Source organism: Pseudomonas sp. RIT-PI-r, from assembly GCF_001297015.1.
Taxonomy (GTDB): Bacteria; Pseudomonadota; Gammaproteobacteria; order Pseudomonadales; family Pseudomonadaceae; genus Aquipseudomonas.
On record NZ_LIGE01000033.1, the window covers coordinates 1 to 14,727 of the forward strand.

A 14,727-nucleotide genomic window follows, 5' to 3' on the forward strand; every position below is an offset into this window, starting at 1 on the left:
GGTATTACGACCCGCGGTTGGGAAGGTATCTGACGCCGGATCCCATCAAGTTGGCCGGTGGGTTGAATCAGTACCAGTACGTGCCGAATCCGACGGGGTGGGTGGATCCGTTGGGGTTGAGTTCCAATTGTCCGCCGCCGAAACAACCATGTCGTCCAATGCAGTATGGAGCTGGTAGTGCAATTGCGGACGAGGGTGGCCCTCCAGTGCCTAAGATGACAGTGCAAGAACGGAGGGGCAGAATTGATGAGCTGGCTGAAGAAAACGCATACCGACGTTTACATGAAATGGAGAATCCACAAAATGGAGAGCATTTTTTAGAAAAACACGGCGCCCAAACAACTCTGCAATCTCAATTTGAAAGAATTTCGTCAGCGAAGAATCCAACGACTGGTGTCGTAGAGAAATATATCGGTGGATCAAAAGACGGAGAGCTTAAAATTCCAAGTGCGGCTACTCATTTTCTCAGTCATAGGGATCAATTGAATGCTATTTATAGAGCGAAACTAATACTTCGTCAGACCAATCTTCAAACCTCGAGAAGGCCTATGGATATGGGGAGTATAATTGGGGAAGGTTATACGAAAGAGGGAGTTTATGGGCAGCAGAGGAAAGCTGTTGTTATTCTCAAGGCAAACGGTCGCACCGTAACTTCTTATGCGGATTTTTAATAATGAAAAATTTATATGAAATTGTAGATATAAAGAATCTGCTGTTTGTTTTTGATATCGAAAATACGTTTGATGTCGAGCGAGAGCGATTGATAGTTGAAAAAAACGTAAACGACTCTCAACAGTTAACGGCACTGTTCGATGTTTTGTTAAAGCCTGAATTTTATGAGTATACCGATGCCGAGCAAGAGTCTCTCATATGTACAATCGATCATTTTTTGAAGGCGGATGATAATTTTGATCGTGTATTTAATCGAATGACGACATATTTTGATGATGAGATCGTGGATAGGCCCAGCTTTATGAGGGTTTTGCTGGAGTGTTTGAAAAAATATCGAAATGGAAAAGACTCTGGCTAATCAAAATGTGAGATGAGAGAGCGGGCCCCTTCGCGGGCAAGCCCGCTCTCTCAGGGATTTGTGTCGCTCCAGAAATCAGCGTTGGCCCATTAGCTGCGACTGGCACAGGTCGGGCGCGGTGAGACTATCAATCACATGCACGCTATACCCCGGAACATTCTTCGCATGATGCTTCGCCTGCGATGCCATCTCAGCGAGCTGACTGGCGTCCAGTTGTGCGCAGGCCTCGGGGTGTAGATGCACGACGCCAATGGACAGCGACAACAGCGCAAACTCCTGGCGCACCCCTTGGCGATTCGGGGCGATGAAGCAGCCCGCGTCGAGGTGTTCAGTGCGATAGAAGCGCCGGCATTGGCTCTGGAAATCATCAAGCAATTGGTTGAGGCGTTTGCGCCAGTCTTCGGGGCCGAGGACCAGGAGAAAGTCGTCGCCACCAATGTGGCCAACGAAGTCGCGGGTAGGGTCTACGCGTTCGTTGAGACAGTGCGCCAGACACAGCAACACTTCATCGCCGCGACCGTAGCCGTAGATGTCGTTGAAGGGTTTGAAGCTGTCGATGTCGACGTAGCAGATGACCGACTCGCGGCCTTGTTGCAGCAACCGCGTCAGGCATTGCTGAATCGGCACATTGCCCGGCAACAAGGTCAGCGGGTTGGCGTAGCGAGCCTGCTGGATTTTCAGTTCGGTAATCAGTTTGAGCACATCGATCACCCGGCCGAGGCCGAGGTAGCTGCCGTTGAGGGTGATGATGAAGTCTTCTTCGATGCGTTGTCGGGCGCGGCTGGTGATCAGGCGGCTGACTTGTTGCAGCGACTGGCTCATTTCCACGGCGAGGAAGTCGTCGTTCATCAGGCGGCTGATCGGTTTGCGTGCGAACAGGTCGGTGGCGAAGGGTTTGAGCAGTGCGTCGGACAGCGAATGGCGGTGGACGATGCCACAGGGCTGGCCTTGTTCGTCGAGCACCGCCAGTGAGTTGAGGTTGGCCTGACGACGGAAGGCTTCGAGCACGGTGGCGGTCGGTGTATCGCGATGGACCGCCGGTTGGTCGTTGAGCAAGGCGCTGAGGTCGCTGCCTTCGTCGTTGAGCGCCACCGCGCTGCTGTCATGTTTCGGCATCAAGGCGCGGGCATCGCGCGGTGGATGCTCTTGTGGACGGCCGAGCAGATAACCTTGCACCAGGTCGACGCCCATTTCCGTCAGTACGGCGAGTTCTTCTGGCAGTTCGATGCCTTCAGCGATGACTTGTGCGCGAGAGGCTTTGGCGATTTGCAGGATCGAGCCGACGAATTCGCGCTTCAATGCGTCCTGATGAATACCGTCGATGAAGTGTCGGTCGATCTTCACGTAATCCGGACGAAGCTCCGACCACAGTCGCAGGCTCGAATAGCCAGCGCCAAGATCATCCAGCGCAATCGAAAATCCCATCGCCCGATAGTGATGCAGCGCGGTTTGCAGTAACTGGAAGTCGTCGATTGGCGTTTGTTCCGTCAGTTCGATAACGACCTGACTGGGTGGAATGCCGAAGTCCTGCAGCAGTTGCAGCGTGCGTCCCGGTTGATGTGCGGCTTCGAGCAAAGATTCGGGCGAGACGTTGAGAAACAGCTTGCCCGGCAGTTGCTGTTCGTTAAAACGACGGCAGGCGCTTTGCCGGCAGGCGATTTCCAGTTCATTCAAGCGCCCGGCTTGTCGCGCAACAGCAAACAACGCAATCGGTGAGTGAAGAGGGCTGTTGGAAGGTCCGCGTGTCAGGGCTTCGTAACCGAGAATACGTCGCTCCGAGAGGCTGATGATCGGCTGGAACAGGCTGTGCAATCCGCTTTGAGTCAGGATCGAGCTCAAGGCACTCAGCTGTTCGGTCGTGGTCATGGCAATCTCTGGCGATAAAAAAAGGACTGGGAGCGCTCTCGTTGAAGAGAGTGGCTCCCAGTCCTTTATTGCACGACAGAATGATGACTGTTTGATGACGATCCGGGGATCGTCAGCATTAAATTGCCATCACTTACTTCTTGGCCACCTGATTGCTCAGCTTCAGGTAATCCAGCAGCACGCGCCCGGTTTCGCTCAGGTAGGCATCGTCTTCCGGTTTGACCTTGTCCGGCTCGGCGGCGGAGAGGGCGTCGTCGTCTTCTTTCTTCAGCTCTTTGAGCGGCTCTTCGCCTTTGGCCTTGCGACGGATGTTTTCCATCGTCAGCTGTTTGGCGTCGATGTCGGCGTGCTGGGCACGACGATCGGCTTCGTTGAGGCTGACGGTTTTTTCTTCCATCAGTTTCTGCGCCAGGGCCAGCTTGTCGCGGATGAACACGAACTCGGCATCCTTGGCGGTGCGGGTGTCATGTTCGGACTTGAGCTGGGCCAGGAACGGTTTGAACGGATCGGCCGCCGGTTTGATTGCCGCGCGGATGGGGTCCCACGGCATGGCTTCCGGCAGTGCGCTCTCACCGATTTCCTTGGTATCGATCAGCGACGGATAGTCGATGTCCGGCAGCACGCCCTGATGCTGGGTGCTCTGACCGGACACCCGGTAGAACTTGGCCAGGGTCAGTTTCAGTTCGCCATGGTTCAACGGCTGAATGGTCTGCACGGTGCCTTTGCCGAAGGTCTGGCCGCCGATGATCAGCGCGCGGTGGTAGTCCTGCATCGCGCCGGCGAAGATCTCCGAAGCCGAGGCGGACAGGCGGTTGACCAAAAGTGCCATCGGGCCTTTGTAGAACGCGCCCGGGTTCTCATCTTCCAGCACGTCGACACGGCCATCGGCATTACGCACGAGGACGGTCGGGCCCTTGTCGATGAACAGGCTGGTCAGCTCGGTGGCTTCCTGCAGGGAACCGCCGCCGTTGTTGCGCAGGTCGATGACCACGCCGTCGACTTTGTCTTTCTGCAGCTCGGTCAACAGCTTCTTGACGTCGCGGGTGGTGCTCTTGTAGTCCGGATCGCCGGCACGGAACGCCTTGAAGTCGAGGTAGAAGGCCGGGATCTCGATGACGCCGAGCTTGTAGTCCTTGCCGTCCTGTTTCAGGTTAAGAACCGACTTCTTCACGGCCTGGTCTTCGAGCTTCACCGCTTCACGGGTGATCGGCACGATCTTGGTGGTCTGGTCGTTCGGCGCATTGCTGGCCGGAATCACTTCCAGGCGCACCACGGTGCCTTTCGGACCGCGAATCAGCTTGACCACTTCGTCCAGACGCCAGCCGACCACGTCGACCATCTCTTTGTTGCCTTGGGCAACGCCGATGATCTTGTCGGCCGGGGCGACTTGTTTGGTTTTGTCGGCCGGGCCTGCCGGCACCAGACGCACGACTTTCACCTGGTCGTTGTCGCTCTGCAACACGGCACCGATGCCCTCGAGGGACAGGCTCATGTTGATGTCGAAGTTTTCCGCGTTATCCGGCGACAGATAGTTGGTGTGCGGATCGTAAGACATGGCGAAGGTGTTGATGTACGCCTGGAAGATGTCTTCCGGACGGGTCTGATCCAGGCGCGCCAACTGGTTCTTGTAGCGCTTGGTCAGGGTTTCCTGAATCTGCTTCGGCTCTTTGCCGGCGATCTTCTGACGCAGGACTTCGTCCTTGACGCGTTTGCGCCACAGGTCATCAAGCTCTGCCGTGGATTTCAGCCAAGGGGCGTCCTTGCGATCGATCAGCAAGGTTTCCCTGGTGGTGAAGTCCATCTTGTCGACGCCCTTGTTCAGCTCCGCAATGGCGAAGTCCAGACGCGCCTTGACGCGGTCCAGGTAGCGCTTGTAGATGGTGAACCCGGCGTTGAGATCGCCGCTTTTGAGGAAGTCGTCGAACTGGGTCTTCCACTTGTCGAATTCGGCGATGTCGCTGGCCATGAAGTAGCTGCGCGACGGATCCAGCAGCTTGATGTAGCTGTCGTAGATGATCACCGAGCGCGCATCGTCGAGTGGCGGCTTGCTGTAGTGGTGACGCTTGAGCAATTCGACGACGTTCAGGCTGGCGATGACTTCATCGCGATCAGGCTGCAACTTGTCCCAGCTGTTGGCTGCGAATGTACTGCCCGACACCGGCAACAGGCCGATACCGATGAAAAGAGCGAGGGCGGTGCTGGGGAGCAAATGCTTCATGCTGATTCGACGCGGGGACAATTGATAACGCATATTAGGCCGTCTTTGAAGTCGCCGGTCTACGAGAGCCGGTCGCATAATGCAAAAAGCCCGGCGCTACAGCTTCGGGCTCAGTCCAGACTCACTATGGAGGCACTGTGAAGGCATTGCAAGGCGTTGAAGGTCAAGTGGCATGGGTTGAGGAGCCGAGTCCTACGTGTGATGTAGGACAAGTCCGCATTCGAGTGGCGGCAGCCGGCCTAAATCGCGCCGATTTATTACAGAAAGCGGGGCTCTATCCGCCACCGCCGGGGGCCAGCCAAGTGCTCGGTCTTGAGTGCTCCGGGGTCATCAGTGAGGTCGGTGCGGGCAGTTCGTGGCAGGTCGGCGATCGCGTTTGCGCCTTGCTGGCCGGGGGCGGCATGGCCGAAGAGGTGGTGGTCGACGGGCGGCATGTGCTGCCGGTGCCCGAAGGCGTTTCGCTGATCGAGGCGGCGGCATTGCCCGAGGTTTACGCAACAGTCTGGCTGAATGTGTTTCAACTTGCGGCGCTCAAACCGGGTGAGAAAGTTCTCTTGTACGCCGGGGCAAGTGGAATCGGTTCAGCCGCCATTCAGTTGTGCAAGGCGTTTGGCAATCCTTGCGGGGTCAGCGTCGGTTCAGCCGAGCGTTTGGCGTATTGCGAGGCGCTGGGCGCGCAGGGCGGGGTGGTGCGCACCGATGATCTGGAGAGCCTGCGTGATTTCGGGCCCTTCGATGTGATCCTCGATCCGGTGGGTGGTAATTATTCGGCGTTGAATCTCAAGCTGATCGCGCTGGACGGGCGTTGGGTGTTGATTGGTTTGATGGGCGGCCGTGAGGCGAAGCTGGACCTGGCGCAGGTGTTAGGCAAGCGCGTGCAATTGCTCGGCTCGACCTTGCGCAGCCGTGACGATCAATTCAAGGCGGATCTGTTGAGTGATCTGGGCCAGCACGTGTGGCCGTTGTTTGCCGAAGGGCGATTGCGTCCGCAGTTGGCCAAGGCGTTTGCGGTGAAGGATGCCGAGGCGGCGTTTGCGGAGCTGGCGAGCAACACTGTTGCTGGAAAACTGGTTTTGGTGATCGACGACAGTCTGAGCTGAGAACAGGGAAAAAGCCCCTCACCCTAACCCTCTCCCAAAGGGAGAGGGGACTGACCGGGTTGTTCTGTCGGGCTACATCGACCTGATGCATCGGGTCGAACTCAGGTTTGGAATATCAGCCTGCCTGTGCAGATTAAATCTTTGTCATTTCCAGAGGTGGATTGGCCAGCCGGCTTTTTCGGCGTGCTCCAGCAGCACTGGGTCCGGGTTGACCACGTGCGGAAAATCCACCTTCAGCAACAACGGCAGATCATTGCGTGAGTCGGAATAGAAACTCGCGCCTTCGAGATTCTCTTCTTCGGCATCCAGCCACTCCAGCAACCGGGTGATCTTGCCTTCGCGGTAGGTCAGGGTGCCGACGGTGTGGCCGCTGTACACGCCATGGGCGACTTCCAGTTCGATGCCGAGAATCTCATCTATACCCAAGCGATCGGCAATCGGTTTTACCAAGTGTGTGCCCGACGCCGAAATCACCAGAATGCGGTCGCCGGCCTTGCGGTGGGCAGCGATGGTTTTGGTGGCGTCGCTGAAGATGATCGGTTCGATGAAGTCTTCAACCCATGGCCCGACCAGGTGCTCGACTTCTTCCGGCGTACGCCCGATCAACGGCTCCAGGCTGAATTCCATGTAGTCTTCCATGCGCAATTTGCCATGGCTGTAGGCGTCCATCAGTTCGTTGTTCTTGCGCATGAACGATTCAGGATCGACCCAGCCCAGGCGCCCCATCTGCTCGCTCCAGAGGGTGGCGCAGTCGCCGTGGATCAACGTTTCGTCCAGATCAAAAATTGCCAGAGCCATCAGTGCAGTTCTCTCTTCAACGTCAGCAAAGTCATCAGGCTACCTCACACAGGGCCGTCGGATCGATGGAAAGCGCCAGACGCTGACCGTCGGGATGCAGATCGGCGGCCGAGCGGTTGAGCACATCCACCACCAGTTCTACGCCACGCGCTTCGATCCGGTAACGGATGACGTTGCCAAGAAGGCTGTGGCTGCGGATCTGCGCGTCGAGTTCGCCGTTGAGGCTCAGTTCGATGGCTTCCGGGCGAATGGCGATGCGATGGTTGATCGGGCGCTGCAACAGTTTCGAAGCGGCTTGCGCGTCGAGCAGGTTGTAATTGCCGATAAAGCCGGCGGCGAACACATCGACCGGCGCAGTGTAGAGGGTTTCGGCATCGCCGCTTTGTACGATTTTTCCCTGATTCATCAGAAAAATCCGGTCAGACATGGTCAGCGCTTCCTCCTGATCGTGGGTGACAAAAATCGTCGTCAGGCCGAGTTCGCGTTGAATCTGGCGGATCTGTTCGCGCAGGTGTTTACGAATCCGTGCGTCGAGCGCCGACAGCGGCTCGTCCAGCAGCAACAAGCGCGGACGCGTGACCAGCGAACGGGCGAGGGCAACCCGCTGGCATTGACCACCGGACAGCTGATGCGGATAGCGGCTGGCGAAGTCGTTCAGTTCAACCAGTTTCAACACCTCGGAAACACGTTTGTGGCTGTCGTCGGCATTGACCTTTTGCATGCGCAAACCGAACGCAACGTTTTGTTCGACAGTCATGTTGGGGAACAGCGCATAACTCTGAAACACCATGCCGATCCCGCGCTTCTGCGGGCTCAACGGCACGATATCGACGCCATCGAGGAGGATCTTGCCGCCATCGACTGGCGTCAGGCCGGCGATGCAACGCAGCAGGGTGGATTTTCCGCAACCGGACGGGCCGAGCAGGGTGACGAATTCGCCTTTGTTGATTTCGCAGTCGATGTCGCTGAACACCGTGGTGCCGGCGTAGCTTTTCTGCAGGTGTTGGACGCTGACATAGCTCATTCGCTTTTGTCCTTGTTCAAGATGTTGGCGATCCAGGTCAGGACCAGCACGAAAAAGAAATACGAGATGACCAGGGCACTGGTGAAGTGGCCGCTGCTGTTGCGCATGTTGTTCAGGTAAACCTGCAGGGTTTCGTAACGCGTGCCGACGAGGATGTTGGCAAAGACGAACTCCCCGAAGAGGAACGAGAACGACAGCAGCAACGCGACCATCAGGCCTTTGCGCAGGTTGGGCAGCACCACCAGAAACGCCGCCTGAAAGGTGCTGGCGCCGAGCAGCTGCGCGGCGTCCATCAGGTCACGCAGGTTGATCGCTTGCAGGTTGTTGGTGATCGCCCGGTACATGAACGGCAGCGCCACGGTGAAGTAACAACCGATCAGGATCCACGGCGTGCCGACCATCGCCATCGGCCCGGAACCGTAGAGCTGCAACAGACCCACCGAGGACACCACCGGCGGCACCGCGAAGGGCAGCAGAATCAGGATATTCATCAGCGCATCGAGTTTCGGAAAGTGGTAATGCACCACGAACAGCAGCGGCAGAATCAACACCACCGAAAGCACCAGTGCGCCGACACACACAATCAATGATTGGCCGAAAGCGTGAAGGAAGCGCGGGTCGCTCCACAGCTGGATGTACCACTTGAAGGTGAAGCCGCTGGGCAGAATGGTCGCCGACCAACTGCTGGCAATCGAATAGACCAGGGTGCCCACCAGTGGCAGCAAGAGGATGGCGAACAGCAGATAAACCACGACGCGGTGGTAGAGGCCGGCCGGGCCGGATTCAGCGCGAGACATGGTAGCTCCTCTTCAACAGCAGTTGATGCACGACGGTGACGATGGTCATCAGCGCCACCAGCACCACGGCCAGGGCGCTGGCCAGGTTCGGATCGAGGGAAATATCGCCCGAGACCATCGCCGCGATACGAATCGGCAGGACGTTGAAGTTGCCCGTCGTCAGCGCATACACCGTGGCGTAGGCGCCGAGGGCGTTGGCCAGCAGAATAACGAACGTACCCAGCAGCGCTGGTGTCAGCACCGGCAAACCGATGTGCCGCCAGAACTGCCAGCCGTTGGCGCCGAGCAACGCGGCCGACTCGCGCCAGTCTTCACGCAATGCGTCGAAGGCGGGGTAGAGCAACAACACGCCAAGGGGAATCTGGAAGTAGGTGTAGAGGATGATCAGCCCGGTTTTCGAGTACAGATTGAAGTCCTGAATGATCCCCGACTGCTTCAGCATGATGGTGATGCTGCCGTTGAACCCGAGCAGGATGATGAACGCAAATGCCAGGGGCACACCGGCGAAGTTGCTGGTCATGTTGGCGAAGGCGTTGACGAAATTGCGCAGCTTCGAATCGACCCGGCGCAGGGAATACGCACCGAGTACGGCAATGATGATGCCGAATACACTCGACCAGAAACTGATCTCGAGGCTGTACTGGATCGCCTGCAAATAGAACTTCGAGCTGAAGATCTTGCTGAAGTTGGCCAAGCCCCAACCGAACTCTTCCGATTGCAGGCTGTTGATCATCACCCAGGCCAGCGGGGCGATTTCGAAGACGATAAAGAACAGCGTGAACGGCACCAGGCACAACGCCGCCAGCCATTTGCCGCGAGTCATTGAGTTCACTTGAGCAGCTCCCGGCACACAGGTTTGTCGTGGGGTACGCCGAGCAATTCGCAGACCGTGCCGCAGATGTCGGTCTGCTTCGGTGCGGCGCCAGCATCAAGGCTGAACGCATCGCCGAGGACGAACAGCGGCACCTGGCGCTCTTCCGGCAGCAAGCCGTTGTGCGAGCGGTCGTTGTTCATGCCGTGGTCGGCGGTCACCAGTACTTGGAAGCCGGCCTCGAGCCAGTTCTGCAAATAGTCGGCGAGGATGATGTCCGCCGAACGCGCGCTGTTGCGGTACTGCGACGAATCGAGGCCGTGCTTGTGCCCGGCGTCGTCAATGTTCATCGGGTGGATCAGCAGAAAGTTCGGATCGTGGCGCAGGCGCAGGTTTTCCGCGTCGGCGAACAGGTGCGAATCCGGGTAGTGATCGTTCCAGTAGAAATGCCCGTGCTGGATCGGCAGCGACAGATTGTCGGTGTGCCGATCGCGGGCAGCCACGAACGGTGAGCGGTTGTACAACTCGCTGACCCAGTGATACGCCGCTGCAGCGGTTTTCAGACCGGCCTCGCGGGCGTAGTGGTAAATGCTGCGCTGGTTGGACAGGCGCGAGACGTTGTTGTGGACGATGCCGCTGTCGATCGGCGGCACGCCGGTGAGGATGCATTCATAAAGCGGTCGGGACAGGGCCGGCAGCTCGCACTCCAACTGATAGAGCGCGGCGCGTCCTGCGCCAACATAAGCCTGCAGATGCCCCATGGCGTGACGCGCGACCTCGTAGTTGAGGCCGTCGAGCACGACAAGGATGACGTTGTGCTTCATAGGGGCAAAAACTCCGCGAAACAGGAAATTTCAGATTCACCTGGATCCCTTGTAGGAGTGAGCCTGCTCGCGATAGCGATTGAACATTCAACGACAATGTTGACTGAACTACCGCTATCGCGAGCAGGCTCACTCCTACATGGGGATTTGTTTCGGATCACAAAAATGGTGATCAGCCGCTTATTTCATCTCGACGATGACTTCTTCGTTCCACGCCTGTGGCAGGGCTTTCGAAGTCTTTTCCCACGCGTCGGCATCTTTGATCGGGGTGACTTTCTTGTACTGCTCGTTTGGCAGCAGTTTGGCCTTCACGTCTTCCGGCAGTTGCAGGTGCTCGGCGCGGATCGGGCGGGCGTTGCCGCGCGCGAGATTGGTCTGGCCGGCGTCGCTGAAGATGTATTCGCGAGTCAGCTTGGCGGCGTTAGGATTTTTTGCGTATTTGTTGATGATCGTGGTGTAGCCGGAAATCACCGAACCGTCGGACGGGATGAGCACGACGTAGTCATCCGGGTTGGCCATCTTGGCCTTGTAGCTCAGGCCGTTGAAGTCCCAGACCACGCCGACTTCGATCTCGCCTTTTTCCATGGTGGCGATGGTCGGGTTGGCCATCGACAGGCGACCTTGCCTGGCAATGTCGGCAAACAGCAGCAGCGCAGGCTTGATGTTTTTCTCGTCGCCACCGTTGGCCAGTGCCGCAGCGAGAACGCCGTTGGCAGCTTGTGCGGCGGTGCTCACGTCACCGATCGAGACTTTGTATTTGCCGCCCTTGAGGTCAGCCCATTTGGTCGGTACTTCGGAACCGTGCAGCAGCTTCTTGTTGACGATAAAAGCAATGGTACCGGTGTAGGCCAGCGCCCAGTTGCCGTCCTTGTCCTTGGCCCAGTCCGGGACTTGATCCCAGGTGCTTGGCTTGTACGGCTGCACCACGCCTTGCTTGACCGCGATCGGGCCGAAGGCGGCGCCGACGTCGCCGATGTCGGCGGTCGCGTTGTCTTTCTCGGCGGCGAACTTGGCGATTTCCTGGGCCGAGCTCATGTCGGTGTCGATGTGTTTCAGGCCGTAGGTCTTGGCCAGGTCTTCCCAGGTGCCTTTCCAGTTGGCCCAGTCATCCGGCATGCCGACGCTGTTGACGGCGCCTTCCGCTTTCGCAGCGGCTTCGAGGGTTTTCAGATCGGTGCCGGCCGCCATGGCGGAGGTGCACATTGCAATGGTCGAGCCTAACAGTGTTGCCAGGAAAAGCTGTTTCATTCCGAAGCTCCTTGGTCGTGTTCAACGCTGCGATTGCGGTGTGGGTTGGTCTAGGTCAGCAATACCTGAGCCAATTTAGGCGGGCTGGATGACACTTTGATGTCGGTGGCCCTGCGGCAGGTCTTTTGTGTGCCTGGTATCGGCGGTTGCCAGTTAAGCGTAGACCATGCTCAGGCCCCAGCGGACAAGGGACTTGGCCGATGTATTGCAAGTCATGAGGACGACCGTTCGGTAGTTTTGTCATCTCCCGGTCATCTGCACTGCCTAGGCTTGCACACACGGAAACGGTTCGTTGGCCGTGGGTTTTTTGCCCCGAAACAGTGCTGGTCTAGTCCAGATAGGTAACTTGATGCGTGATGAGGCAACAAAAGCGGTGACAGCCATTGGCCAAGTGCTGCAGGAGCAGCTCGATCATGGTCTGTTGGCGGCGGGCAGCAAGTTGCCGGCCGAGCGCAAGCTCAGTGAGTTGTTCGGCACGACGCGGATTACCGTGCGCGAGGCGTTGTTGCAACTGGAAGCGCAGGGGCAGATTTATCGCGAAGAACGGCGCGGCTGGTTCGTGTCGCCGCCGCGTCTGGCCTACAACCTGATGCAGCGCAGTCATTTTCACGCAATGGTCAGTGCGCAGGGGCGGGTGCCGTCGACCGAGGTGATTTCGGCGCGGGTGCAGCCAGCTTCGGCGGCGGGGTGTGCGTGGTTGCAGCTGCCGGCGTTGTCGAGCGTGATTCAGATTTGCCGGTCGCGGCGCATTGATGGGCGTTTGGTGTTGTATGTGGAGCACTATTTGAATCCGCAGTTTTTTCCGGGGATTCTTGAGTTTGATTTGAATCAGTCGATGACCGAGTTGTATGCGCGACATTACGATTTGCACTATGGGCGGGTGCGCTTTGAGATTGTGCCTACGTCGTTGTCGGTGGATGCGGCGGCGGCTTTACGGGTTTCTGTGGGGAGCCCGGGGTTGCGGATTGCTCGGGTCAATTATGATCAGCATGAGCGGTTGATTGATTGTGATCTGGAGTTTTGGCGGCATGATGCGATTCACGTATCGGTTGATGTGGTTTGATCGTTTTGGGGGCATATCCGTTGCTTCGGGTGTTGCTGATTAGGGTTCCGCCCTTACGGCGAGTCACCTTTTCCAAACGCCGAAAAGGTAACCCAAAAGGCTTGCTCCTACGTGCGGCCCGCTCGCTGGGGCTCGGGGTTCCTTCGCTCCGGGATCGATCCGGGCGCAGCGCCTACGGTTTGCTTCGCTGCACCTCCTCTCGCTGTGTTTGGCTGCGCCAAACGGTCGCTGCGCTCCCACGCCCGGATCAATCCCTCCACTCAGCCTTCCGACGTCGCCCGTGGATCAAGATCAAAAGCGGTACTCGAGCTAACGCTCATTGTGTTGAGTGGTGAGAAGCAGAAGCGATATTGGTTTGCCGGTTGGACTCAATCCTTGTGAGAGCTGGCTTGCCAGCGATGGCGGCCTGACAGCCGACCTGTTTCCTGCGGATGTACTCGATCCCTTGTAGGAGTGAGCCTGCTCGCGATGGCGGCCTGACAGCCGACCTGTTTCTGACAGGCTGCACACGTTCCAAATGTGGGAGCGAGCCTGCTCGCGAAAGCGCCCCCACAGTCACCTCATCTCTACTTGCCTGTCCGCGCATTGGCATATAAATAATCCGTCGCCAACGAGGCCAATGTCCTCACTCCCACCACCAGCGCCGATTCATCCACAAAGAACCCGGGATTATGATTTGGCGCAGCCTTGCTCATGTCTTGATCCCGCGGCGTCACGCCCAGAAACACAAACAGTCCCGGTACTTCCTTGGCAAAAAACGAGAAGTCTTCCGCGCCCCCCACCAGCGGTGCATTCACCACATCATCCTTCGCCGCCCACTTCAAAGTCGGCAGCATTTTTTCGGTGAGCGCCGGGTTGTTTATCGTCGGGTCGTATTTTTCGATGATGGTGACGTCAGCTTTCGCGCCGCCACTTTCGGCGATTTTTTCCACGGTCTGGCGGACATCGGCATGCAGTTTCTGGCGAATGCCGTAGTCGTAGGAGCGGATCGTTCCGCTCATGTCGACGGATTCGGGAATGATGTTGTAGCGGGTGCCACCGTTGATGGTGCCGATGCTGACCACTGACGGATAAGACGAGATGTCGGTGCGGCGGCTGACCACTGTTTGCAGGCCGACGATGGTTTGTGCGCCGACGGTGATCGGGTCGATGCCGTCCCAAGGGCGGCCGGCGTGGGTTTGCTTGCCGAGGATTTTGATGCGCAGGTCGTCGGAGCTGGCCAGGGTGGCGCCGGGGCGGTAGGCGATCTGGCCGGCGGGGACGCCGGCCCAGACGTGCAGGCCGAAGACCGCGTCCGGTTTGGGTGATTTCATCACGCCTTCCTCGACCATCATTTTCGCGCCCCAGGTGTTTTTGCCGTCGGGGATGAAGTCGCTCGGGCCTTCTTCGGCGGGCTGGAAGTAGAACACCACGGTGCCGGGTAATGTGTCGCGCATGCCTGTGAGAATTTTCGCCGTGCTCAGCAGGATCGCGGTGTGGGCGTCGTGGCCGCAGGCGTGCATGACGTCGACTTCCTTGTCGAGGTAGGTGCCTTTGGCTTTCGAGGCGAACGGCAGGTCGGCGACCTCCTTGACCGGCAGCGCATCCATGTCGGCGCGCAGGGCCACGGTAGGACCGGGCAGGGCGCCTTTGAGAACGGCGACCACGCCGGTGCGGGCGACGCCGGTTTTCACTTCCAGGCCCATGGCCGTGAGTTGTTTGGCGACCAGTTCCGCAGTGCGTTTTTCCGTGTTGCCGAGTTCCGGGTGGGCGTGGATGTCGCGGCGGGGTTCCAGCAGTTGCGGTTCAAGCTTTTGCGCTTGTTCGGCGATTTCAGCGCGGGTGCTGTCCATCGTCGCGGCGCCGGCGTGGCTGGCGACCAGGGTGAGCAAAACGGTCTGGGCAATGCGCGTCAGTTGCATCGGGTTTCTCCTTGATTATTGTTGTCGGGCTTCCCTGCCTGTGACTG

13 protein-coding genes are annotated in these 14,727 nt (G+C 58.1%); 4 read left to right on the plus strand and 9 right to left on the minus strand.

Annotation, left to right across the window (positions count from 1 at the left end; genetic code table 11):
* Together AK821_RS29590 and AK821_RS19505 are read left to right on the plus strand one after the other, a co-directional pair.
* Positions 1 to 671, plus strand: a 671-nt coding sequence (locus AK821_RS29590; protein WP_161806664.1) for an RHS repeat-associated core domain-containing protein, incomplete at its 5' end; no start/stop codon positions are given.
* A gap of 2 nt (positions 672 to 673) precedes the next feature.
* Positions 674 to 1,030, plus strand: coding sequence for a hypothetical protein (locus tag AK821_RS19505; RefSeq protein WP_064391175.1), 357 nt, complete (start codon positions 674 to 676; stop codon positions 1,028 to 1,030).
* Between the two features lie 75 nt (positions 1,031 to 1,105).
* On the opposite strand, the gene AK821_RS19510 is transcribed toward AK821_RS19505, so the two are convergent.
* Positions 1,106 to 2,896, minus strand: a complete 1,791-nt coding sequence (locus AK821_RS19510; RefSeq protein ID WP_064391176.1) for a bifunctional diguanylate cyclase/phosphodiesterase — start codon at positions 2,894 to 2,896, stop codon at positions 1,106 to 1,108.
* A 133-nt stretch (positions 2,897 to 3,029) separates the two neighbouring features.
* Positions 3,030 to 5,114: a carboxy terminal-processing peptidase gene (locus tag AK821_RS19515; protein WP_177330965.1), complete on the minus strand. Its 2,085-nt coding sequence runs from the start codon at positions 5,112 to 5,114 to the stop codon at positions 3,030 to 3,032.
* A 137-nt stretch (positions 5,115 to 5,251) separates the two neighbouring features.
* On the opposite strand from AK821_RS19515, the gene AK821_RS19520 reads away from it, so the two are divergent.
* Entirely contained in the window at positions 5,252 to 6,214 is a 963-nt protein-coding gene (locus tag AK821_RS19520; RefSeq protein ID WP_064391178.1) for a zinc-binding dehydrogenase, read from the plus strand.
* A 144-nt stretch (positions 6,215 to 6,358) separates the two neighbouring features.
* On the opposite strand, the gene AK821_RS19525 is transcribed toward AK821_RS19520, so the two are convergent.
* From AK821_RS19525 to AK821_RS19550, 6 genes are all read right to left on the minus strand, one after another.
* Positions 6,359 to 7,012 carry an HAD family hydrolase gene (locus AK821_RS19525; protein WP_064391179.1) on the minus strand — a complete coding sequence of 218 codons (654 nt, stop codon included), beginning with the start codon at positions 7,010 to 7,012 and terminating at the stop codon, positions 6,359 to 6,361.
* Between the two features lie 34 nt (positions 7,013 to 7,046).
* The gene (locus AK821_RS19530; protein WP_064391180.1) at positions 7,047 to 8,036 is read right to left on the minus strand and encodes an ABC transporter ATP-binding protein; all 990 of its coding nucleotides are present in this window, start codon (positions 8,034 to 8,036) and stop codon (positions 7,047 to 7,049) included.
* On the minus strand, positions 8,033 to 8,833 hold the full coding sequence (locus AK821_RS19535) for an ABC transporter permease (RefSeq protein ID WP_064391181.1): 801 nt from the start codon (positions 8,831 to 8,833) through the stop codon (positions 8,033 to 8,035). Before AK821_RS19535 ends, AK821_RS19530 begins: the two co-directional genes overlap by 4 nt.
* Positions 8,820 to 9,656 carry an ABC transporter permease gene (locus AK821_RS19540; protein ID WP_161806665.1) on the minus strand — a complete coding sequence of 279 codons (837 nt, stop codon included), beginning with the start codon at positions 9,654 to 9,656 and terminating at the stop codon, positions 8,820 to 8,822. The genes AK821_RS19535 and AK821_RS19540 overlap by 14 nt, the downstream gene beginning before the upstream one ends.
* Before the next feature lie 5 nt (positions 9,657 to 9,661).
* The gene (locus AK821_RS19545; protein WP_064391183.1) at positions 9,662 to 10,468 is read right to left on the minus strand and encodes an alkaline phosphatase family protein; all 807 of its coding nucleotides are present in this window, start codon (positions 10,466 to 10,468) and stop codon (positions 9,662 to 9,664) included.
* Between the two features lie 180 nt (positions 10,469 to 10,648).
* The gene (locus tag AK821_RS19550; RefSeq protein ID WP_064391184.1) at positions 10,649 to 11,716 is read right to left on the minus strand and encodes an ABC transporter substrate-binding protein; all 1,068 of its coding nucleotides are present in this window, start codon (positions 11,714 to 11,716) and stop codon (positions 10,649 to 10,651) included.
* Positions 11,717 to 12,065: 349 nt separating this feature from the next.
* Here AK821_RS19550 and AK821_RS19555 point away from each other — a divergent pair, with 349 nt between their 5' ends.
* Positions 12,066 to 12,779 (plus strand): UTRA domain-containing protein, encoded by a 714-nt coding sequence (locus AK821_RS19555; RefSeq protein WP_064391185.1) that lies wholly within the window; start codon positions 12,066 to 12,068, stop codon positions 12,777 to 12,779.
* Between the two features lie 566 nt (positions 12,780 to 13,345).
* On the opposite strand, the gene AK821_RS19560 is transcribed toward AK821_RS19555, so the two are convergent.
* Positions 13,346 to 14,680, minus strand: a complete 1,335-nt coding sequence (locus AK821_RS19560) for an amidohydrolase (protein ID WP_064391186.1) — start codon at positions 14,678 to 14,680, stop codon at positions 13,346 to 13,348.
* Positions 14,681 to 14,727 lie beyond the last annotated feature (47 nt).